The 21,197-nt window shown below is 60.3% G+C and carries 19 protein-coding genes and 2 pseudogenes; 17 read left to right on the forward strand and 4 right to left on the reverse strand.

Going from position 1 to position 21,197, the window contains the following annotated elements:
* Positions 1-235 precede the first annotated feature (235 nt).
* The 7 genes from ACXX83_RS11145 to ACXX83_RS11175 all read left to right on the forward strand — a co-directional run bounded on the left by ACXX83_RS11145 (position 236) and on the right by ACXX83_RS11175 (position 8,161).
* Positions 236-832 (forward strand): paraquat-inducible protein A, encoded by a 597-nt coding sequence (locus ACXX83_RS11145; protein WP_104448259.1) that lies wholly within the window; start codon positions 236-238, stop codon positions 830-832.
* Positions 829-1,485, forward strand: coding sequence for a paraquat-inducible protein A (locus ACXX83_RS11150; RefSeq protein ID WP_458548465.1), 657 nt, complete (start codon positions 829-831; stop codon positions 1,483-1,485). Before ACXX83_RS11145 ends, ACXX83_RS11150 begins: the two co-directional genes overlap by 4 nt.
* Entirely contained in the window at positions 1,466-3,142 is a 1,677-nt protein-coding gene (locus ACXX83_RS11155) for a PqiB family protein (RefSeq protein ID WP_458548466.1), read from the forward strand. Before ACXX83_RS11150 ends, ACXX83_RS11155 begins: the two co-directional genes overlap by 20 nt.
* A 17-nt stretch (positions 3,143-3,159) precedes the next feature.
* On the forward strand, positions 3,160-3,717 hold the full coding sequence (locus tag ACXX83_RS11160) for a PqiC family protein (protein WP_458548467.1): 558 nt from the start codon (positions 3,160-3,162) through the stop codon (positions 3,715-3,717).
* A 761-nt stretch (positions 3,718-4,478) separates the two neighbouring features.
* Complete coding sequence (locus ACXX83_RS11165; RefSeq protein ID WP_015095273.1) at positions 4,479-5,492, forward strand: iron ABC transporter substrate-binding protein; 1,014 nt, start codon at positions 4,479-4,481, stop codon at positions 5,490-5,492.
* Between the two features lie 3 nt (positions 5,493-5,495).
* On the forward strand, positions 5,496-7,094 hold the full coding sequence (locus ACXX83_RS11170; RefSeq protein ID WP_458548468.1) for an ABC transporter permease: 1,599 nt from the start codon (positions 5,496-5,498) through the stop codon (positions 7,092-7,094).
* Positions 7,091-8,161 carry an ABC transporter ATP-binding protein gene (locus tag ACXX83_RS11175; protein WP_458548469.1) on the forward strand — a complete coding sequence of 357 codons (1,071 nt, stop codon included), beginning with the start codon at positions 7,091-7,093 and terminating at the stop codon, positions 8,159-8,161. Before ACXX83_RS11170 ends, ACXX83_RS11175 begins: the two co-directional genes overlap by 4 nt.
* 4 nt (positions 8,162-8,165) lie before the next feature.
* Here ACXX83_RS11175 and ACXX83_RS11180 read toward each other — a convergent pair whose 3' ends face one another.
* Complete coding sequence (locus ACXX83_RS11180) at positions 8,166-9,104, reverse strand: site-specific integrase (protein WP_458548470.1); 939 nt, start codon at positions 9,102-9,104, stop codon at positions 8,166-8,168.
* A 317-nt stretch (positions 9,105-9,421) separates the two neighbouring features.
* Between ACXX83_RS11180 and ACXX83_RS11185 the strand changes: the two are divergent.
* From ACXX83_RS11185 to ACXX83_RS11215, 7 genes and pseudogenes are all read left to right on the forward strand, one after another.
* A pseudogene (locus ACXX83_RS11185) lies at positions 9,422-9,565 on the forward strand (DegT/DnrJ/EryC1/StrS family aminotransferase); the annotation flags it as partial.
* Between the two features lie 149 nt (positions 9,566-9,714).
* Positions 9,715-9,852, forward strand: a pseudogene (locus ACXX83_RS11190) (4-amino-4-deoxy-L-arabinose-phosphoundecaprenol flippase subunit ArnF); the annotation flags it as partial.
* On the forward strand, positions 9,849-11,228 hold the full coding sequence (locus ACXX83_RS11195) for a UDP-glucose dehydrogenase family protein (protein WP_458548471.1): 1,380 nt from the start codon (positions 9,849-9,851) through the stop codon (positions 11,226-11,228). The pseudogene ACXX83_RS11190 and the gene ACXX83_RS11195, both read left to right, overlap by 4 nt.
* Before the next feature lie 138 nt (positions 11,229-11,366).
* On the forward strand, positions 11,367-12,578 hold the full coding sequence (locus tag ACXX83_RS11200) for an MFS transporter (RefSeq protein WP_458548472.1): 1,212 nt from the start codon (positions 11,367-11,369) through the stop codon (positions 12,576-12,578).
* Positions 12,579-12,737: 159 nt separating this feature from the next.
* On the forward strand, positions 12,738-13,445 hold the full coding sequence (locus tag ACXX83_RS11205; RefSeq protein ID WP_217835303.1) for an HPP family protein: 708 nt from the start codon (positions 12,738-12,740) through the stop codon (positions 13,443-13,445).
* Positions 13,446-13,541: 96 nt separating this feature from the next.
* On the forward strand, positions 13,542-15,005 hold the full coding sequence (locus ACXX83_RS11210; RefSeq protein ID WP_458548473.1) for a nucleobase:cation symporter-2 family protein: 1,464 nt from the start codon (positions 13,542-13,544) through the stop codon (positions 15,003-15,005).
* 66 nt (positions 15,006-15,071) lie between these two features.
* Positions 15,072-15,542 (forward strand): LEA/WHy family protein, encoded by a 471-nt coding sequence (locus tag ACXX83_RS11215; RefSeq protein ID WP_458548474.1) that lies wholly within the window; start codon positions 15,072-15,074, stop codon positions 15,540-15,542.
* Positions 15,543-15,569: 27 nt separating this feature from the next.
* On the opposite strand, the gene ACXX83_RS11220 is transcribed toward ACXX83_RS11215, so the two are convergent.
* Together ACXX83_RS11220 and pssA are read right to left on the reverse strand one after the other, a co-directional pair.
* Complete coding sequence (locus ACXX83_RS11220) at positions 15,570-16,586, reverse strand: AraC family transcriptional regulator (RefSeq protein ID WP_458550191.1); 1,017 nt, start codon at positions 16,584-16,586, stop codon at positions 15,570-15,572.
* 163 nt (positions 16,587-16,749) lie between these two features.
* Positions 16,750-18,093, reverse strand: coding sequence for a CDP-diacylglycerol--serine O-phosphatidyltransferase (gene pssA, locus ACXX83_RS11225; RefSeq protein WP_458548475.1), 1,344 nt, complete (start codon positions 18,091-18,093; stop codon positions 16,750-16,752).
* A gap of 219 nt (positions 18,094-18,312) precedes the next feature.
* On the opposite strand from pssA, the gene ACXX83_RS11230 reads away from it, so the two are divergent.
* From ACXX83_RS11230 to ACXX83_RS11240, 3 genes are all read left to right on the forward strand, one after another.
* Positions 18,313-18,876, forward strand: coding sequence for a TetR/AcrR family transcriptional regulator (locus tag ACXX83_RS11230; RefSeq protein ID WP_458548476.1), 564 nt, complete (start codon positions 18,313-18,315; stop codon positions 18,874-18,876).
* Between the two features lie 55 nt (positions 18,877-18,931).
* Positions 18,932-19,408 (forward strand): nuclear transport factor 2 family protein, encoded by a 477-nt coding sequence (locus ACXX83_RS11235; protein WP_458548477.1) that lies wholly within the window; start codon positions 18,932-18,934, stop codon positions 19,406-19,408.
* Between the two features lie 205 nt (positions 19,409-19,613).
* Positions 19,614-20,393 carry a TSUP family transporter gene (locus ACXX83_RS11240; RefSeq protein ID WP_007974280.1) on the forward strand — a complete coding sequence of 260 codons (780 nt, stop codon included), beginning with the start codon at positions 19,614-19,616 and terminating at the stop codon, positions 20,391-20,393.
* Here ACXX83_RS11240 and nudC read toward each other — a convergent pair.
* Positions 20,361-21,191, reverse strand: a complete 831-nt coding sequence (gene nudC / locus ACXX83_RS11245; RefSeq protein ID WP_015095286.1) for an NAD(+) diphosphatase — start codon at positions 21,189-21,191, stop codon at positions 20,361-20,363. The two genes, ACXX83_RS11240 and nudC, sit on opposite strands and share 33 nt — an antisense overlap.
* Between the last annotated feature and the right edge of the window lie 6 nt (positions 21,192-21,197).

The raw sequence follows: 21,197 nt of genomic DNA on the forward strand, positions 1-21,197 counted from the left end.
TCCAGAAAAGTAGATTCATCCTGTGGGAGCGAGCCTGCTCGCGAAGACGGTTTGGCAGCCAGAGAATGGGCTACCTGACACACCGCTTTCGCGAGCAGGCTCGCTCCCACAATGCTTTGGGCAACATCGGGTACGCCCTCCATCCCCTTGTTTCGACTTTCGATTTGCTCAATCGCGAGGCACTTCTATATTGAGGGGGTGCTCTGAATTTCCTGCCTCTTGTTGAGCTTGACCCATGGCAACTACCGATCAGCTGATCATCTGCGAGCACTGCGACAGCGTTTACCAAAAAGTGACGCTCGCCAAACATCAGAAAACCCTGTGTACGCGCTGCGGCGGCGTGCTTCAGCGCTATAACGGCCTGACAGTGGAGCAGCGTCTTGCGTTGACCTTTACCGCGCTGATGCTGTGGATTTTCGCCAATTTCTATCCCGTGATGAGCATCAGCCTCAAAGGCTCGAAGCACAGCGCCACCCTCTGGGACTCGGTGCTGGCCCTGAGCCTGGGGCCTATCACCTTCATCGCCATGGTGGCGGCGATTGCCATGATCATCGCGCCGATCTTCCAGTTGTTGCTGCTGATCTGGGTGCTGGGCTTCGCGCTCTCCGGGCAACGCTCACCCGGCTTCAAATTCTGCATGCGCTGGCTGGAAACCCTGAGGCCCTGGAGCATGCTCGAAGTCTGCCTGCTGGGCGCCATGGTCGCCGTGATCAAACTCGCCGGCCTGCTTGATGTGCTGCCCGGTATCGGGTTGTTTGCCCTGGCCGTGTTGAGCCTGATGATGATCCGCATCGCCGGGCGCGACATCCGCGAACTATGGGACATTGTATGAGCACGCCTCCGTACGCCGACGAGCTCAACCTGTGCCTGTGCCACACCTGCGGCCTGGCTTGCGACATGACTGGCGAGCCTAACGAATGCGAGCGTTGCGGCGCGCCGCTGCACCGGCGCAAAACCAATTCGCTGACCCGCACCTGGGCCTACATGATCGCGGCCCTGGTGTTTTACATCCCGGCCAACCTGTTGCCGGTGATGAACACCGAAATGGTCGGCCATGGTGCCGACAGCACGATCATGAGCGGCGTGCTGGAGTTCTGGGAAGCCGGGGCCTGGGACATCGCCCTGATCATTTTCATTGCCAGTATCGCGGTACCGGGCATCAAATTCGTCGCCATCACCTTGCTGCTGGTCACCGTCCAGCGCGACAGCGCGTGGGCACGCAAAGAGCGTTCGACGCTGTACCGCTTCGTCGAGGTCATCGGCTACTGGTCGATGCTCGATGTGATAGTCGTGGCCCTGGTGGCCTCGCTGGTGAAATTCCAGGCCCTGGCCGACATTGAGCCGCGCCCGGGCATTCTGTTTTTTGGTCTGGTAGTGGTGTTCACCATGCTCTCGGCAATGAGTTTCGATCCACGCATGATCTGGGATAAAGAGCGGGAAAACCCGCACAATGAGGAGGTCACGGATGAAGTCGCAAGCCACTGACGGGCCGCAAGCCCCTGGGCAGGCACCGATCAAGACCCGCCGTTTCAGCGTTTCGCTGGTCTGGATCGTGCCGATCGTCGCGGTGCTGGTGGGTATTTCGCTGGTGGTTCACAGCATTCTGCAGCAAGGCCCGACCATCGTTGTCACGTTCAAGACCGGGAGCGGCCTGACGGCGAATAAAACCGAGGTCAAGTACCGTAATGTGGTGATTGGCCAAGTCTCGGATGTGGAACTGAGCGATGACCAGAAGAGTGTCAACGCCACCATCAAGCTGGCCAAGCAGGCCGAAAGCTTTACCCGCGAGGATTCGCAGTTCTGGGTTGTGCGCCCGCGCATTGGCGCGGGTGGTGTGTCCGGCATCGATACCCTGCTGTCGGGCGATTACATCGGCGCCGATATCGGCCAGGCCAACGGCCGGGCAAAACACTTCACGGGGCTGGAAAACCCGCCACCCATCACCTACGGCGAACCGGGCAAGCGTTTCACCCTGTTCACCCAGGACCTGGGGTCCTTGGATATCGGCTCCCCGGTCTACTACCGCAAGATCCCGGTGGGTCAGGTGGTGGCCTACGCGCTGGACCCGGATGGCAAAGGCGTGAACATCGAGCTGTTCATCCACGCCCCCAATGACAAGTACGTTACCGAAAACACCCGTTTCTGGAACGCCAGCGGCATTGACGTGAACGTCGGCGCCAACGGGTTTGCGGTCAAGACCGAATCGCTGTCCTCCCTGCTGGTGGGCGGCATTGCCTTCCGCGCACCCGACTACAGCCCTGGCGATAAACCGGCCGCTGCGGAGTACGCCTACGAACTGTTCGACGACCAGCAAACCGCCCTCGCCCCGCCAAACGGCAAGCCGCAGTACCTGGCCATGCGCTTCGACCAGGCAATGCGCGGGCTCAAGGTCGATGCGCCGGTGGAATTCCTCGGTGTGGAAATCGGCAAGGTGGTGTCGGTCAATCTGGATTACGACGAGAAGCTTCGTTCCTTTCCGGTCAACGTCGGCATCGTGATTTACCCGCAACGCCTGGGCAAGGCCCACGAAAAGATGCTCAAGGCGCTCAATCATGACCCCAATGACGAAGCCGGTGGCGTAAGGCTGATCGGCACCTTTATCGAAAACGGCCTGCGTGCCCAGGCGCGCACCGGTAATTTCCTGACCGGCCAGTTGTACATTGCCCTGGACTTCTACCCCAAGGCAGAAAAAGTCGCCTTCGATACAACGGCGCGTCCGGTCATGATTCCAACCATTCCCGGCAGCCTCGAGCAGTTGCAGGAAAAACTCGAAGCCATGGTCGACAAGATCAACAAACTGCCGATCGAGCGAATCGCCGGCAATCTCGATGGCAATCTCGTCGAACTGCGCAAGGGCATGGCGCAATTCAACGGCAAGATCATGCCCGGCGTGCAAACCACTCTGGCGGACTTAAGCAAGACGCTGGAAACCGCCAATACGACCCTGAAATCCGCCGGTTCGACCTTGGCCGACGACTCGCCGCAACGGGAAAAACTGGGCCAGACACTGGATGAACTGGGACGCACGTCGAGATCCTTGCGAGATCTCTCGGATTACCTGGGACGGCATCCGGAATCGCTGCTTCGCGGCCGCCCGAACAATGCCCCGCCCATGGATCTGCAAGGGCCACCGCGCAATTGAGCACAGGAGCAACACCCATGGCTTTTCCGCTGAAATTCACAGTGTTCACCGCGTTGTTGCTGCTCGCCGCTTGCCGCAGTGACCCGATTCAGTTCCATACCCTGACCCCGGCCCAGGTGGGCAATCATTCCACGACCACCGCCGGGGTGATTCAGATCGAGACGATAAGCTTGCCGCCCCAGGTCGATCGTGCGCAGATCGTCATTCGCGAGGGCAACAGTACCCTGGCGATCCTCGAAACCCATTGGTGGGGCGCAACCCTCGTCGACGAATTGAGCAGTGCGCTGGCCGATCAACTGGGCAACAGTCCCGTACAGGGCAGGTATTCGGTGCGGGTCGATGTGCAGCGTTTTGACTCTGTCCCCGGTCAATACGCGCTGATGGACGTGATATGGCGTCTGCGCAGTGCCGAGCCCGGCAACAAGGCCCAGGTGATTTGCCGCAGCACCTTGCAAACGCCGTCAGGCGCAAGTGTCGATGAACTGGTACTTGCCCACCAAAACAACATCAAACGCCTGGCCGCGCTGATCAGCCAGGCGGCCACCCGCCCCCAGGCGAACTGCCCTTCGTCCTGAAGACCATCCATCGCCAGCAAGCTGGGTCCTACAGTTTCAGCTTGGGCACGGTCCTTGTGGGAGCTGGCTTGCCTGCGATGGTCGTTAACGATAACGCGTGCCAACTGGATGAACGCGGCGCACTTGAGTCCATCGCCAGCAGGCTGGCTCCTACGGTAGTTTCAGCGTGGGCACGGTCCCTTGTGGGAGCTGGCTTGCCTGCGATGGTCGTTAACGATAACGCGTGCCAACTGGATGAACGCGGCGCACTTGAGTCCATCGCCAGCAGGCTGGCTCCTACAGTAGTTTCAGCGTGGGCACGTTCCCCTGTGGGAGCTGGCTTGCCTGCGATGGTGGTTAACGATAACGCGGGTGAGCTGGATGAACGCGGCGCACTGGAGTCCATCGCCAGCAGGCTGGCTCCTACAGTAGTTTCAGCGACCCGTTCCTCGGCACACCGGCAATCACCGAGCTATCGCTTCGCAACCCCGATGAACTCCGCGCGGGGCCAGCAGCAACTGGCATCGGGTGATTGAAAAAGGCAGTCGTGGGCAGCGTCACATTCTGATCGACGACATCGTTTAATCGACGAGTCGCACCACGGCTGGCACAGTGCTGCTAATCTGAATGAAAATTACATGTATTAACGGTTTTTTTGACGTTATTTTCTCATTTGGATCTCTACATTCCCTGCAATTCCAGATATGCAAATGATTCGCATTGGTTAACTGGCGTTTCAATGCGCATGACTTTCAAAAAATGCACCAGGAGCAGCCCGCAGAATGATTCCCAAAATCCCTTCGTTCTTGAAAAAAGCCCTGCTGGCCACCGCTTTGCTGAGCGTTGGCCAGGTCTATGCTGCCGACTCCGTCGGCATCGTGGTGTACAACGCGCAACATGCAGGCCTGACCAAGGCCTGGGTCGAGGGCTTTACCCAGGAAACCGGTATCCCTGTCACCTTGCGCAACGGCGATGACACCGAAATGGGCAATCAGATCGTGCAGGAAGGCGCGTCCTCTCCGGCAGACGTATTCCTGACCGAAAACTCCCCGGCCATGGTGCTGGTCGACAACGCCGGGCTGTTCGCACCTGTCGACAAAGCCACGCAGGAGCAGGTCGACCCGGCCTATCGTCCGGCCCACGGCAAATGGGTCGGGATCGCCGCGCGTTCCACGGTGTTTGTCTACAACCCGAGCAAACTCTCGGAAACCAACTTGCCGAAATCGATCATGGACCTGGCCGACCCAAGCTGGAAAGGTCGCTGGGGCGCGTCGCCAGGCGGTGCTGACTTCCAGGCCATAGTCGCGGCCATCCTGCAACAAAAGGGCGAAGCCGCCACGCTGGAATGGCTCAAGGGGATGAAAACCAACTACACCAGCTACCGTGGCAACAGCGCAGTACTCAAGGCGGTGAATGCCGGGCAGATCGAAAGCGGTGTGATCTACCACTATTACAGCCTGGTGGATCAATCCAAGACCGGGGAAAACAGCAAGAACACCGCCCTGCACTATTTCAAGCACAAGGATCCGGGCGCTTTTGTCAGCATCTCCGGCGGCGGCGTCCTCGCTTCCAGCCAACACAAGGAACAAGCCCAGGCGTTCCTCAAATACATTACCGGCAAGGACGGCCAGGCTGTACTGAAGAACGGCAAGTCGTTTGAATACGCCGTCGGCAAAGGCGCTGAATCCAACCCTAAACTGGTGCCTCTGAATCAACTCGATGCGCCGACTGTCGATGCTTCAAAACTCGACAGCAAAAAAGCCGTGGAGCTGATGACACAGGCCGGACTGCTCTAATTGATGCCTGAAACCCTGCCTGCGGGAGTCGCCAAGGCGACTCCCGCGCAATTGCGTCGACGATCCCGCGGACTATTCGCCGGACGTGGCGGTGTATGGGTGATCGGTTTGTCGGTGCTGGTTTCGTTACTGGCACTGCTACCGATCGCTTATGTTATCGGCGTGTCCCTGCAGACAGGCTGGTCAACCGTCGTGACCCTGGTGTTCCGCCCTCGGGTCGGTGAGCTGCTGGTCAACACCCTGTTGCTGGTGCTGCTGACGATTCCCTTGTGCGTGGCACTGGGGGTGACGCTGGCATGGCTGACCGAACGCACGAATCTGCCAGGGCGGCGCTGGTGGTCGTTGCTGGCCACCGCACCGCTGGCGGTGCCTGCGTTCGTTCACAGTTACGCCTGGGTCAGCCTGGTGCCACCGATTCACGGCCTGTTTGCCGGTGTCCTGGTCTCGGTCATCGCCTACTTCCCGTTCCTGTATCTGCCGGTGGCGGCCACGTTGCGCCGGCTCGACCCGGCCATCGAAGACGTCGCCGAGTCCATGGGGCTCAAACCCTGGAAAGTGTTTTTCCGTGTGGTGTTGCCGCAATTGCGCCTGGCGATCTGCGGCGGCGCGTTACTGGTCGGCCTGCACCTGCTGGCCGAATATGGCCTGTACGCCATGATCCGCTTCGACACCTTTACCACCGCGATCTTCGACCAGTTCAAATCGACCTTCAACGGCGCAGCGGCGCACATGCTGGCCAGTGTGCTGGCGCTGTGTTGCCTGGCCATGTTGACGGCCGAGTCCGCCGCCCGGGGTTCGGCACGTTACGCTCGCGTCGGTTCGGGGAGCGCCCGGGAGCAACGGGTCGTGTGCCTGAAACCGGCGTCCACCCTGCTCTCGTTGACGCTGCAAATCGTGACCTGTGCCCTGGCCCTGGGCGTGCCCTTGATCACCTTGGGCAAATGGCTGATCGCCGGCGGCGTGGAAGTCTGGGACATGGCCGAGTTGTTGCCTGCTCTGGAACAAACCCTGTTGCTCGGCGTCGCAGGTGCCGCGCTGACAACTTTCGCGGCGATCCCGATTGCCTGGCTGTCGATCCGTTACCCCGGCCGAATGCAACGCGTGCTGGAAAGCTGCAACTACATCACCAGTTCCTTGCCCGGAATCATCGTGGCGTTGGCTCTGGTCACCGTCACGATCCATTTTGCCCGGCCGATTTACCAGACCACCTTCACCGTGTTGCTGGCGTACCTGCTGATGTTCCTGCCCCGCGCCCTGGTCAGCCTGCGCGCCGGCATTGCCCAGGCACCGGTGGAACTGGAGAACATCGCCCGCAGCCTTGGTCGTTCGCCAGCCCGGGCACTGTGGCTGATCACCTTGCGCCTGGCCGCCCCCGGGGCCGCCGCCGGTGCGGCGCTGGTGTTCCTGGCGATCACCAACGAATTGACCGCCACCCTGCTGCTGGCCCCGAACGGCACGCGCACCCTGGCCACCGGATTCTGGGCCATGACCAGCGAAATCGATTACGCCGCCGCGGCGCCCTACGCCTTATTGATGGTTGTGCTGTCGCTGCCGCTGACCGGACTTCTTTATCACCAATCGAAAAAAACGGCTGGCCGATGAACACACTTGAACTCAATGCCCTCTACAAGTCCTATGGCGCCCATTGCGCGCTGGACAACGTCAGCCTGTCGGTGCCGAGCGGCAGTCGCACGGTCATCGTCGGCCCGTCCGGCTCCGGCAAAACCACCTTGCTGCGAATGATTGCCGGCTTCGAATTCCCTGATTCCGGGCGCCTGTCGCTCAATGGCCAGACCCTGGTCGACGGCACCCACGAAGTACCGGCCCATCAACGCCTGATCGGCTACGTGCCGCAGGACGGCGCGCTGTTTCCGCACATGACCGTGGCGGCGAACATCGGTTTCGGCTTGTCGACCAAGGGTTCTGAAAAACAACAGCGCGTCGCCGAACTGATGGACAGCGTGGCGTTGGACGCGAAGATGGCCGAGCGCTGGCCACACGAATTGTCCGGTGGCCAGCAACAGCGCGTGGCCCTGGCCCGGGCATTGGCACAACAGCCACGGCTGATGCTGCTGGACGAGCCGTTCTCGGCGCTCGACACCGGATTGCGCGCCGCGATGCGCAAGATGGTCGCGCGGCTGCTGGAAGACGCGGGCGTCACCACCATCCTGGTCACCCATGACCAGAGTGAAGCCCTGTCGTTCGCCGACCAGCTGGCGGTGATGCGCCAGGGCCGACTGGTACAGTCAGGGCATCCGCTGGACCTTTACCGCTATCCCGAAGACGAACAGACCGCCCTGTTCCTGGGGGACGCCGTGGTGATGCCGGCGCGCATCGAGGCCGGTTGGGCTCATTGCGACCTGGGGCGGATCCCGGTCAACAACCACCGCAACAACAACTCGGCGCAGATCATGCTGCGCCCTGAACAGCTGCAATTGGCCGGTATCCTTCCCGGCGACCCGCAAGCCGATGGTTGCCGGGCAGTGGTCACCGATCGGGATTTCAGCGGCAACACTTGCACGCTGACCGTCGAACTCCAGTCATTGACCAGCCGCGAGCAACCGGGCCGATCACTGCTGGTGCGCAGCTCCGGCATGTACGCACCACCCGCCGGCAGCGCGGTTCAGGTCTCGACCATTGGCCACGCCCACGTGCTGAGCGAGCTGTAATCGTTCACAGGTCGAAACGATCCACTGCCCGACGCCGCTCGTTGTCGTCGCGCACATCGTAGTTGGCCGTAGTCTGGATGTTGCTGTGGTGCGCCAGTTTCTGCGCAATCGACAAGTCATGCTCTTCGATCACCCGGGTGATGAATGAACGCCGGAAGTCGTGGGGCATGATTTTCACTCCGACCTGCGCCCCCCGTTGCCGGGCGATGTAGTAGATCGCATGTTTGGTGATGCGCTCACGGGTGATATGGCTGCCACGGCGAATGCGATTGAACAGAAACGGATCGTCCGTTTCGCCTTCCTTGAGCAGGGAGCGGCGCAGTTCAAGCCAGGCTTGCAGTTTGGCGAAAGCCCAGGCCGGCGCGTACTTGATCAACTGCTTGTTGCCCTTGGCCGTCACCTGCAGGCTGCGCTGGGTGAAGTCGACCTGATTCAGCTCCAGGTTCACCGATTCGGACTTGCGCATTCCCGAGCCGTACAAAATCCCGATGATCGCGGCATCCCGCAAGCCTTGTGGCCGCGGATCGGCGGCGCAGACGGCCATCAGTTCCTGGATCAGCGTACGCCTGAGGTTGCGTCCCTGGGACAGCCGTGTACCGGCGATGCCCTTCACCGAGCGCATCTTCAACAGGTGCTCCTGCGAGATCAGGCTCATGCGCCACGCTTCGTTCATCACCCCGCGCACCGCGTTGACATACAGTGAAGACGTGTTCGGTGCATAGCCGTCTGAACGCAATGTGGCCACCAGTGCGATCACATCTTCGGGCTGCAGGTTGTGCCAGGGTATCTCCTCGATATCGCAGTCTTCGAAGCCCAGGCGGTCGGCGGCGTCCTGCAGCACGTAGCGCATGGTCAGCTGGCTGGAGGGTGCCAGCCGCGCCAGATACAGGGTCAGCGGATTGGTGAGGGGCGTACGAGAATCAGTTACAGGTAAGTCAATCAAACGAAACAGCCTTGAATGAAAACAGGTCAATGAAGCAACCAAGAAGAGAAATAACGATCATATAAAGGACATCAGTTCTGTAGAACTTTTCCTAAAAACACCATAAACGCGGGAAGTCTGAACAGCAGATAAAATAGCCTTCAGATAAACAATACCCCCACCGCTTTTCATGCCCCTTTCACAAAATCGGGCATAACCTCCCATGAAGTCAAAGCAACCCGAATGGACGTCCAACCTGCCGCCCACGGCGAAAAAAGTCAATCGATGCAGTTTTTTACCGCCGACCGGTAACTATTTGATTTGATGCAGGTTCTGATATCGAGGCGGCGATCACACCGCGCACCAAAGCCATCATCCCGGTGCATTACGCCGGTGCGGCATTCGATCTCGATCCGCTTTACGCCCTCGCCGACAAACACGGCATTGCCGTGATCCAAGACGCTACCCACGCCGCAGTCACTCAACCAGAGCGTCAGATTGCCGAGCAACGACCTGGGCGCCGCTTCGGCGTTGTCCTGGCGGTTGAAACGGCCGCACGTGGCTTTTTTCAACACGATAAGCAAATTGAAATATGGCCTTGCCTATCCTGCTGACCTGCCTGGGCCTGGGTCTGCTGGTCGCCAGCGTCCCGCTGTTGATCGAAGCGTTCAGCCTTACAAAAAGCCTGGGCGTGGCATTGGTCATCCTCGGCGTCATCACCATCAATTCCCGACCTGCTCGTGCGCCCGAACAAAGGAGTGCCCCATGAAAATCAGTGTGTTTGGTAGCGGCTATGTTGGCCTGGTGCAGGCAGCGGTACTGGCGGAAGTCGGCCACGACGTTATCTGCATGGACGTTGACGAGAAAAAAGTCGAACTGCTCCAACAGGGCCACGTGAGTATTTTCGAACCCGGCCTGGCCAGCCTGGTACGCGAAGGTCTTGACGCCAAACGGTTGCAGTTCACCAGCGACGAAAGATTAGCGGTCCAGCACGGCCAGGTGCTGTTCATCGCGGTCGGCACACCGTCCCGGGACGATGGTTCAGCAGACTTGCGCTACGTGATGTCGGTGGGCGAAGCGGTAGCACGGTATCGCGAACAGCCGGCGATCCTGGTGGAGAAATCCACCGTCCCGGTCGGCACCGGCGACGCCTTGCGCGCGCACATCGACAAATGCCTGCTCAGTGTCGGGCGGGTATTGCAGTTCGATATCGTCTCGAACCCGGAGTTCTTGAAAGAAGGTTCGGCCGTGGCCGACTGCCGACGCCCGGACCGTATCGTCATCGGCTGTGAACGCGATGAAGTGCGTGATGTGATGCGTGACCTGTACTCCCCCTTCAACCGCAACCACGAACGCATCATGTTCATGGGCCTGCGCAGCGCCGAACTGACCAAATACGCCGCCAACTGCATGCTGGCGACCAAGATCAGCTTCATCAACCAGATCGCCGAACTGGCCGAACACCTGGGTGCCGACATCGAATCGGTGCGCCTGGGCATCGGCGCCGACTCGCGTATCGGCTACCACTTCATCTATCCCGGTTGCGGCTACGGTGGCTCGTGCTTCCCCAAGGACATGCGCGCCCTGATCCACAGCGCCGAAGAGGCCCATTGCTCCAGTGACCTGCTGCAGGCAGTGGAAGCCATCAACGAGCGGCAAAAGCACAAGCTGTTCGAGCGCATCAACGCGTTCTACCAGGGCGACTTGCGCGGCAAGACCTTTGCCGTCTGGGGCTTGGCCTTCAAACCCAATACCGACGACATGCGCGATGCACCGAGCCGGGTGTTGCTCGAATCGTTGTGGGCCGCCGGGGCGAATGTCCGCGCGTTCGATCCGGAAGCCATGCAGGAAACCCAGAAGCTGTATCCGGTTGAGTCGAAACTGATGCTCATGGGGACGCCTGAGTCGGTCTTGTCCGGCGCCGATGCATTGATCATCTGCACCGAATGGCAACAGTTCAAGGCGCCGGACTTCGAGTTTATCCGCCAACGCCTCAACACGCCGGTGATCTTCGATGGCCGCAACCTGTACGACGCGGACCGACTGGCACGCATCGGCTTTACCTACTTCCCGATCGGTCGGGGTGAGTCGCACAAGTTGCCGATCCCTTACCAGCAATGGCTGGCCGAGTCAGTGGTCGCTTGAACCTCATGCTCCCGGCGGTTTGACTTCCGATTGCTGGCATCGGCGCTGCCGGTGCCTGGCGTCGTTGCTGCACCGCCAGTAAATCCTGTAGCAACGACCGGATGTCCGCCTGCTAGAGTAGCGCCGACCATTGGACTGATGCCGGCCCGATCGAATAAGGACATTCACACCGTGACTCGTTACTCCCCCCTCATCCGCCGCCTGCTGATCTGCTCGTTGACCATCGTCGTCAGCCGCGCCATCACCAGCCCGTTACTCACGTTGTTCATCAGCGACAAGCTTGGCCTTGACCAGCAGGACGTCGGCTTGTTGCTCGGCATTGCGGTGTTCGTCGCCACCCTGCTCTCCCTCTACGGCGGCTACATCATCGATCGCTTCGAAAAACGCCGATTGCTCGTGCTGTCGATGGCGTCCAGCGCGGTCGGCCTGGTGTTGCTGACCTTTGCCGAAAACCTCTACCTGACCACGATCACCCTGATCGTCACCGAAACCGCCTCGGCGCTGTTCCTGATCGGTTCAAAAGCGATCCTCAGCGACAATCTGCCCGTGGGCCAGCGAGCCAAGGCGTTTTCCTTGAGCTATACGCTGACCAACATTGGCTACGCGGTCGGGCCGATGCTTGGCGTGCTGATTGCCGGCGCCTTTGCCAGTGCGCCATTCCTGATCGCGGCGGCCATCGCTTTTTTCAGTATTTTCCTGATGACCGGCATTCCCGCGGATCCGGCCAAAGTGGCTCCTGCGGGTCAAGCGCAGAGTTTTCTGAAAACCCTGATCACCCTGAAAAACGACCGCACCCTGATCATGTTCACCGCCGGTTGCCTGCTCAGCACCGTGGTGCACGGGCGATTTACCTTTTACTTGTCGCAGTACCTGCTGGTGACCAGTAATCCCCAGCACACCATGGAAATCATGGCTGCCCTGCTCGCCTGCAACGCCATCAGCGTGATCCTGTTGCAATACCAGGTCGGGCGTTTTCTCAAACGTGAACAATTGCGCCAGTGGATTGTGGCCGGCACCGGCCTGTTCATCCTCGGCCTGATCGGTTTCAGCCTGGCGGACAGCCTGGTGAGCTGGTGCGTGGCAATGTTCATCTTCACCCTGGGTGAAATCATCATTTACCCGGCCGAGTTTCTCTTTGTCGACACCCTCGCTCCGGAAGAACTGCGCGGCAGTTACTACGGGGCGCAAAACCTTGCTGCGCTTGGCGGCGCGGTGAGTCCGGTGATTTGCGGCTTCATGTTGATGCACACCCCGGCGCCGACGATGTTTTATGCCTTGAGTGCACTCGCGGCGCTGGGTGGCCTGCTCTGCTACATGAGTGGTCGACGGGGCCACTCAAAGCAAAATTAATGCACTGAAAGCTCATTAATATGAATTTGTCAGTAGCTGGATTGAACGGCACACTGTGCCTGTTCCTCCCCCAACAGTTGGAACACCTTCAAGGGCTTTCTGGGTTTGCCAGCTAAGCCCTTTTTTTACCTCGACTTTTTCTGCCGGAGTTTTCTCGCAATGCTTGCCCGCTGGTTGCCCGTCGCCATCAACACCCGCCCCACAGAATGGAGCCGCGCCGCCATCGGCATGGCCTTGGGCACGTTGCTGAGCGTCTGGCTCTGTAGCCTGGTGTTTGGCATTGAGGTGGCCCAGCACCTGATCGGCCCGCTGGGGGCGTCTGCTGTGCTGTTATTTGCGGTGTCTTCGGGAGCGCTCGCCCAGCCCTGGTCGATTCTGGGTGGCTACTTGTGCGCCGCAGTGATTGCGCTGCTGGTGGCCCATGTGTTGGGGCGAACCCTTGGGAGCGCCTGTCTGGCGGCGGGCATGGCGGTGTTGCTGATGTGTTGGTTACGCTGCCTGCATCCACCGGCCGGGGCACTGGCCCTGACCCTGGTACTGGCCGATCCGGTGACCATTGCCATGGACTGGAAAGCCATTGAGCCAGTCATGCTCAGCGCAGCGACGATGCTGCTCTGCGCCCTTGCCTACAACAACCTGACCCGCGTTCGTTACCCCAAGGGCACCAGCGAACCGGCCGTCACTGTCCCGGCCGATCACCCGCCAGTCGACAGTCAGGCCATCACCGCCGAAGACCTGAAACTGGCGCTGGCGGACATGGAAGCCTTCTATGACGTCACGCCCGAGGACCTCGAACAGCTGATCCAGGCCAGCCAATTGCACGCCAAACGCCGCAGCGTCGCCGAGGTGTTCGCCCCGCGTCCGTAAGCCCCTGTTCTGGAGGATCTTTTGCCGTGGCCGGGCGGTTCTGGCATCCTGCGCCTCCATTTTCTGACCCGGCCGCCTTCTGGCACGCAAACCTCCATGACCGCCTCCGAAAAAGCCCCCGCGCCACGTAACAATGACCTGATCTACGGCCTCGACGACCGCCCGCACCTGACCGCCACCGTCTTCGCCGCCCTGCAACACGTGCTGGCGAGTTTCGTCGGCATCATCACCCCGACGCTGATCATGGGCAGCGCCTTGGGTCTGCAAAGCGAAATTCCTTATCTGATCAGCATGGCGCTGTTCGTCTCGGGCCTGGGCACCTTCGTCCAGGCGCGGCGTTTTGGCCCGGTGGGTTCGGGCCTGTTGTGCCTGCAAGGCACCAGTTTCTCGTTCATCAGTGTGATTCTCAGCGCCGGCTTTATGGTCAAGGCCCGGGGCGGTGGTACCGACGAGATTCTCTCGACCATCTTCGGCGTGTGTTTTTTTGCCGCGTTCATTGAAGTGGTGTTGAGCCAGTTCATCGGCAAACTGCGCATGCTGATCACCCCGGTAGTGACCGGGACGATCATCACGCTGATGGGTTTGTCGCTGATCAAGGTCGCCATGACCGACATCGCCGGAGGCTTCGGTGCAACGGACCTGGGTGCTGCCAGTCACCTGGCCCTGGCGGCGCTGGTGCTGGGAACCATCGTGGTGTTGAACCGGGTCGACGTGCCGTTTCTGCGCCTGGGGGCGATTGTCATCGGCCTGACCCTCGGTTACGTGATGGCCTGGCTCATGGGCCAGGTGGATTTCAACGGCCTGCCCGACGTCCCGCTGATGAGCGTACCGGTGCCGTTCAAGTACGGTTTTTCCTTCGATTGGGTGGCGTTCATTCCGGTGGCGGTGATCTTTCTCGTTTCGCCATTGGAAGCCGCCGGTGACCTCACGGCCAACTCGATGATTTCCCGGCAACCGGTCAAAGGCCCGGTGTACATTCGCCGGATCAAATCCGGCCTGCTCGCCGATGGTCTCAACTCGGCCATGGCGGCGGTGTTCAACAGCATGCCAATGGTGACCTTCGCCCAGAACAACGGGGTGATCCAGCTCACGGGCGTGGCCAGTCGCTACGTGGCGTTTTTCATTGCCGGTTTGCTGGTGGTGCTGGGCCTGTTCCCGATGATCGGTGCGGTACTGCAATTGATGCCCAAACCGGTGCTGGGGGGCGCGGAGCTGGTGATGTTCGGCACCGTCGCCGTGGCCGGGATCAAGATTCTCGCCGAGGCCGGCCTGCATCGGCGCAACATGCTGATCGTGGCGATTTCCATCGGCATGGGCCTGGGGGTGGCCGCCGTGCCGGAAGTCTTGCGTGAACTGCCCAAGGCCCTGCACAACATTTTCGAATCGCCCATCACCGTCGGCGCGCTGTGCGCTATCGTTCTTAATATCTTCCTGCCTGAGGAGTTCATCGAGCTGGAAGAGGACGAATTCGATCCGGAGGCCTCCGTGCTTCAGGTGATGCAGAACCCCGATGTGACCACCAGGGATGAACCCGCAAAGGCTGCGGTGGTCGCACCGTAGAACCGCCGGACGGGCTCAGGGGCTGAGCCGGTGGCGGTACAGCCCTTTTCAGATGAGAGCACGTCCATGCGCAGCGTTCACGCGGTCCTGATTGCCCTCCTGCTCTGTCTGGGCGCCTGCTCCTCGCTGCCCAATCGAGACCCGCTGAAAATCAGCGTCGTGGGTATCGAGCCCCTGCAGGGCGAGGGCATGGAAGTACGCTTTGCCGTGACAATCCGCGTGCAGAACCCCAATGACTACAACCTCACCTACAGCGGCGTGGCCCTGGATCTGGACATCAACGGCCAGCCATTCGCCTCGGGCGTCAGCGATCAGAGGGGCGAGATCGGGCGTTTTTCCGACACCGTCGTGAGCGTGCCGGTCAGCGTTTCGGCATTTTCGTTCATCCGCCAGACCTATGGCATCAGCCAGATGAAAACGCTCAACAACATGCCTTATATCCTGCGCGGCAAGCTCTCGGGCGGGGTGTTCAACACGAAGCGTTTCGTCGACAGCGGCACACTCAATCTGCCGGGATCGACCACTGGCAGTCGCTAGCGAGAGAGGGTCAGGCTGGCGCTGAATTTACTCGACGTCATTGAGAATCAGGCTGCGGTAATGCCCCGGGTTTGACCCCGACCACTTGCGAAAGGCCTTGTAGAACGAACTGGTGTCAGCGAACCCGAGCCGCGTGGCGATTTCGCTGAAGCTTATCGCCGGCTCGGCCAACCAGACGATCGCCAGTTCCTTGCGCACGCTGTCCTTGAGACCTTGATAGGTTTGCCCTTCTTCGGCCAGCCGGCGCCGCAAGGTCGATGCCGACATGCACAGGCGTTGCGCCAGGGCCTCGGTTTCCGGCCAGTGCTCGGCCGGCAGGTGACGCAGATCGTGTTTGATACGGCTGGCCAGGCTCTGCGGATCACGGTACCTCACCAGAATGTTCGCCGGCGCGTGGGCCAGGAATCGCTTGAGCTCTTCGGGGCTGCGCTTGATCGGCAAATCCAGGCAATCGGCGGAGAAAATCATCCGCGTGCGCGGACGGTCGAAACGCAGGTTCTCGGAAAACATTACCTGATAATCATCGCAGAAATCCGGTTTCGAACAGCGCAGTTCAATGGCCAGAATCGGAATCCGCCGCCCTGCCAGCCAGCAGGCAACGCCGTGGACGATCATCCAGTAGGTGAAATAGGTGAAGGCCCGGCGTGGCTCTTTGTCGTCTTCGAGCAGGACGATTTCCGCCAGGCTTTGCTGACGCACCAACTGCGCCGGCAGGTGTTCGAGGATCAACGACAGAAACGCCAGGCCGCCAGCCAGTCCCGCCGCCACGTTGGGTTGGAGCATGGCGCTGCGACACAGGAATGCGAAGCTGCCGGATTTGAGTTTGCGTGGGTCCATGCCAAAAAACTCGTCATCCCCACGCCGCGCCAGTAGCCGCCACAGACGCGCATAAGCGGTGGCTGGAACCCGGGCGCCGGCGTTACCCAACAGCTGCGGGTCGATGCCAACCTTGATCAACACCTCGTCCTTGTCGATGTCTGGCGCACAGCTTTGCAACAGTGCTTCACGCACCAGCTGGATGGAGATGGAGTCTTTTTCCGACATGGATTGCGGCAAGCCCTGTTCTTGTTCGAGTGGGGGGCATATTAGCAAGATCAAAAGCCAAAACGAGCAAGATCAAAAGATCGCAGCCTGCGGCAGCTCCTACACACCGCAGTGCCGCGGACGGACAAAAAACCCTGTAGGAGCTGCCGAAGGCTGCGATCTTTTAGAGAATCCGGTACAGCAAGCGCTCGATCCGCACACGACTCACGCGCTTGAGGAACTTGGCCACGCCCATCGGGTATTCGGCGAGGGTTTCCAGGTTCTGGAAGTGCTCGATTCTCCGGGTGTGCTGGAAAATCTCCGCCAGTTCCTGACGGCGCGGCTCCAGCCATTCGCCGTGCGGATCATCGATCAACAAGGCGTTTTCCAGATCGAGCCGGAACGCCCGCGGGTTGAGGTTGTTGCCGGTCAGCAAGGTATAGCGCCGGTCGATCCACATGCCCTTGAGGTGATAGGTGTTGTCACCATCAAGCCACAGGTGCAGGTTCAACTGACCGCTGTCGATGTTGCGCTGATGACGCTTGGCAAATCGACGCAGGCTGATTTCGTACAGGTACGGCAGCGCCGATATGACCCGGAACGGTTCGCTCGGCGGAATGTAGAAGTCATTGGCCGTCTTGTCACCGACCACAATATCGATCTTCACCCCACGGGCCAGCGCGCGGTTGATCTCGCGGATGATCGCCAGCGGCAGGTTGAAGTACGGCGTGCAAATGGTCAGTTGCTGCTGGGCGCTGGCGATCAGCTCGCAGATCACCCGGTTCAGCGGATTGTTCTTGCCGACGCCGAGCAACGGGCTGACGGACAGACCGGTCCGCTCGGTGGTGCCTTGCGTGGTGTCGTACGCCGCGTGCTTGAGCCGGCTGCGCAGGTCACCGATGTCATTGCGCAGGCTGCGGGTCGTCGGCAGGTTCGGCAGGTCGAGGCGGTGCACCGCTTTGGAGGCCACCAGACCGTGCTGCACCAGGTGCTGCATCGAATCGGCCAGTTCGCGATTGTGCAGCACGTGGTATCGGTCGTAGCGGTACTTGTCGAATTTGTGCAGGTAGACGTTGTTCAGGCTCGCACCGCTGTAGATCACGCAGTCATCGATCACGAAGCCTTTGAGGTGCAACACACCGAACAGTTCGCGGGTTTGTACCGGGACGCCATAGATCGGCACCTCACTTGCGTGGGTGCGGGTCATCTCCTGGTACCAGGCCGAGTTGCCCGGTTGCTTGCCGGCACCGATCAGGCCGCGCTGGGCGCGCAGCCAGTCGACGACCACCACCACGTCCAGTTCCGGACGCGCCAGTTTGGCCGCGTGCAAGGCATCGAGAATTTCCTGGCCGGCTTCATCCTGTTGCAGGTACAGCGCAACGATGTAGATGCGCCGGGTCGCACTGGCGATTTTTTCCAGCAGGCAACGACGGAACTCGGCAGCGCCGGAGAGGATGCCGACGGCATCGGCCGTCAGCGGAAAACTGCGCAGCTTGGGCAGCAGGGAGCGTTTGAAAAGCGACGGCATAGGGCTCGCAATGGGTCGAATCCGAAGAACCTGAGAGCTTACACCATGCAAAGGTTCGGGTCTTGTTACTGTCTGTAATGTCCCCTTTCGCGAGCAAGCCCGCTCCCACAGGGGGAACGCATTTCAAATGTGGGAGCGGGCTTGCTCGCGAAGACCATTTATCAGGCACCGCAAAAATATCGATTGACCAAGGAGAACGATCGTTCTACTGTTAGCCACATGAACGAACTCAATAGCAACGACACACGCGACATCATTCTGAATGTCACCGAAAAGTTGATCTACAAAAGTGGCATTGCCGCCACTGGCATGGATCTCCTGGTGAAAACCGCCGGTGTCTCCAGAAAAAGCATTTACCGTTACTTCGCCAACAAGGACGAACTGGTCGTGGCCGCCCTGCAACGCCGCGATCAGCGCTGGATGCACTGGTACCGCAGCGAAGTCGGCCAGGCACAAACCCCGGCCGGGCGGCTGCTCAACCTGTTTACCGTACTCAAGTCGTGGTTCGACAACGAAGGCTTCCGCGGCTGCGCCTTCATCAACACCAGTGGCGAAACCGGCGACCCGCAAGACCCGGTGCGCCTGGTCGCCAAAGAACATAAACAGAAACTGCTCGACTACCTGTGCGAGCTGTGTACCGAACATGGCGCCGAGGATCCGCAGAGGCTGGCCAGACAGCTGCTGATCCTGATCGATGGTGCCATTACCGTGGCGCTTGTAACGGGTGATCACAGTGCCGCCGATAATGCGCAATGCATGGCGCGAAAGTTATTGGACCTGTAGCAACCTGATCAAGCTCGACAATTGTTTTAACTTAAACTTGATACGGAGACTTGAAATGTCTAATGCCGAAGTTCGTCCGCCATTGCCCCCTTTCACCCGTGAATCGGCCATTGAAAAAGTTCGCCTGGCTGAGGATGGCTGGAACTCCCGCGATCCGGAGCGCGTGTCCCTGGCCTACACCCTGGACACCCAGTGGCGAAACCGCGCCGAGTTCGCCTATAACCGCGAAGAAGCCAAAGGCTTCCTGACCCGCAAATGGGCCAAGGAGCTGGATTATCGACTGATCAAGGAACTCTGGGCCTTTACCGACAACCGCATCGCCGTGCGTTATGCCTATGAATGGCACGATGACTCGGGCAACTGGTTCCGTTCCTACGGCAACGAAAACTGGGAGTTCAACGAGGACGGCCTGATGGCCCGCCGCTTCGCCTGCATCAACGACATGCCGATCAAGGAAAGCGAGCGCAAGTTCCACTGGCCGTTGGGGCGTCGTCCTGACGATCATCCGGGGCTGTCGGATCTGGGCCTGTAATCCGACCTGACGCTGATCCCTGTGGGAGCGGGCTTGCCCGCGAAGGGGCCATCAGATCCAACATTGACGTTGGCTGACACACCGCTTTCGCGAGCAAGTCGAATCGTCGCACCGCCGCTCCCACATTGGTTTTGTGCTGTGCAGGTGGTTAAGATGCTGCCCTTCCCCGCAGCCTCTTTCTGCACCCGCCGAATAAGCCGATCCCATGCCTTTCGAACTCAGCGTTGACCTCTCCACCCTGGCCATCCTGGCCCTTGTCGCTTTTGTTGCCGGTTTCATCGACGCCATCGCCGGTGGCGGTGGTCTGTTGACCACCCCGGCCCTGTTGACCGCCGGCCTGCCGCCGCATCTGGTGCTGGGCACCAACAAGCTCAGTTCGACCTTCGGCTCGGCGATTGCCAGTTTCACCTTCTACCGGCGCAAGCTGTTCCACCCCGCGCAATGGGTGCACGCCATCGTCGGCACACTGGTCGGCGCGTTGACCGGTGCCGTGGTCGCGCATTACCTGCCGGCGGAATGGTTGAACAAAATGCTGCCGGTGATCGTCTTCGCCTGCGGCGTTTATCTATTGTTTGGCGGTACGCCGAAAGCGCCGACGGACAGCGACGCACCGATCAAGAAAACGTGGCAGTCGACCCAGGGCTTCAGCCTCGGTTTCTATGACGGCGTGGCCGGTCCCGGCACGGGCGCATTCTGGACCGTGAGCAGCCTGTTGCTCTACCCCATCGACCTGGTGAAAGCCAGCGGCGTGGCGCGCAGCATGAACTTCGTCAGCAACGCGGCGGCGCTGTCGATCTTCATCTTTTCCGGTCAGGTGGACTGGATCATCGGCCTGTGCATGGGCTCGTCATTGATGGTCGGCGCCTTTTTCGGCGCTCGCACCGCCATCAGCGGCGGCGCGAAATTCATTCGTCCGGTGTTCATCACCGTGGTGTTGGGCCTGACCGTGCGCCTAGCCTGGCAGCACTGGTTCAGCGTGGCCTAAACGCCGCGCCACGTAGACATCGATCAGGTAACGGGCAATCGAGCGCGACGCCGGCAACGGCGGCAGCGCATGCACGTTGAACCACTGGGCGTCTTCGATCTCGTCTTCCTGGCAGACGATCTCGCCACTGGCGTATTCGGCATGAAAACCGAGCATCATCGAGTGCGGGAACGGCCAGCACTGGCTGCCCATGTACTGGATGTTCCTGACCTCGATGCTCACCTCTTCACGAACCTCGCGAATCAGGCAGTCCTCGGCCGATTCGCCCGGTTCGGCGAACCCGGCCAATGTGCTGTAGACACCGCTGACAAAACGCGGTGAGCGTGCCAACAGCACTTCATCGCCCCGAGTGACCAGTACGATCATGCTCGGCGAAATCCGTGGATAGCTGCGCAGATCACACGGCTGGCAATACATCGCCCGTTCGCGCGGCACCTGGGTCATGGCCTGACCGCAGTTACCGCAAAAGCGGTGCTCGCGGGCCCAGGTGCCGATCTGTGCGGCGTAACCGAGCACCTTGTAGACCGTGTGATCGCCTTCGAGCATGAACGCCCGCAAGCCCTTCCAGTTGCAGCCCGACACCTCGCTGTGACTGCGCAGCTCCAGCAGGTAGACCGGCTCGCCATCGAGATGACCGATGCCATGTTCGGCGAGAATCGGCAGGTCCTGACGCTTCAACCATTCGCGTGGAAACAGTGCGCCATTGTCATCAAACAGAAAGCCTTCGGGGCTGCGCGCGACGGCCCAGCCGCCGGGTTGGTCGGTGTCCAGTACTGCAGTGGTCCAGCGAGGAATCATGGTTAA

The sequence above is a fragment of the Pseudomonas sp. GNP012 genome (assembly GCF_054343835.1).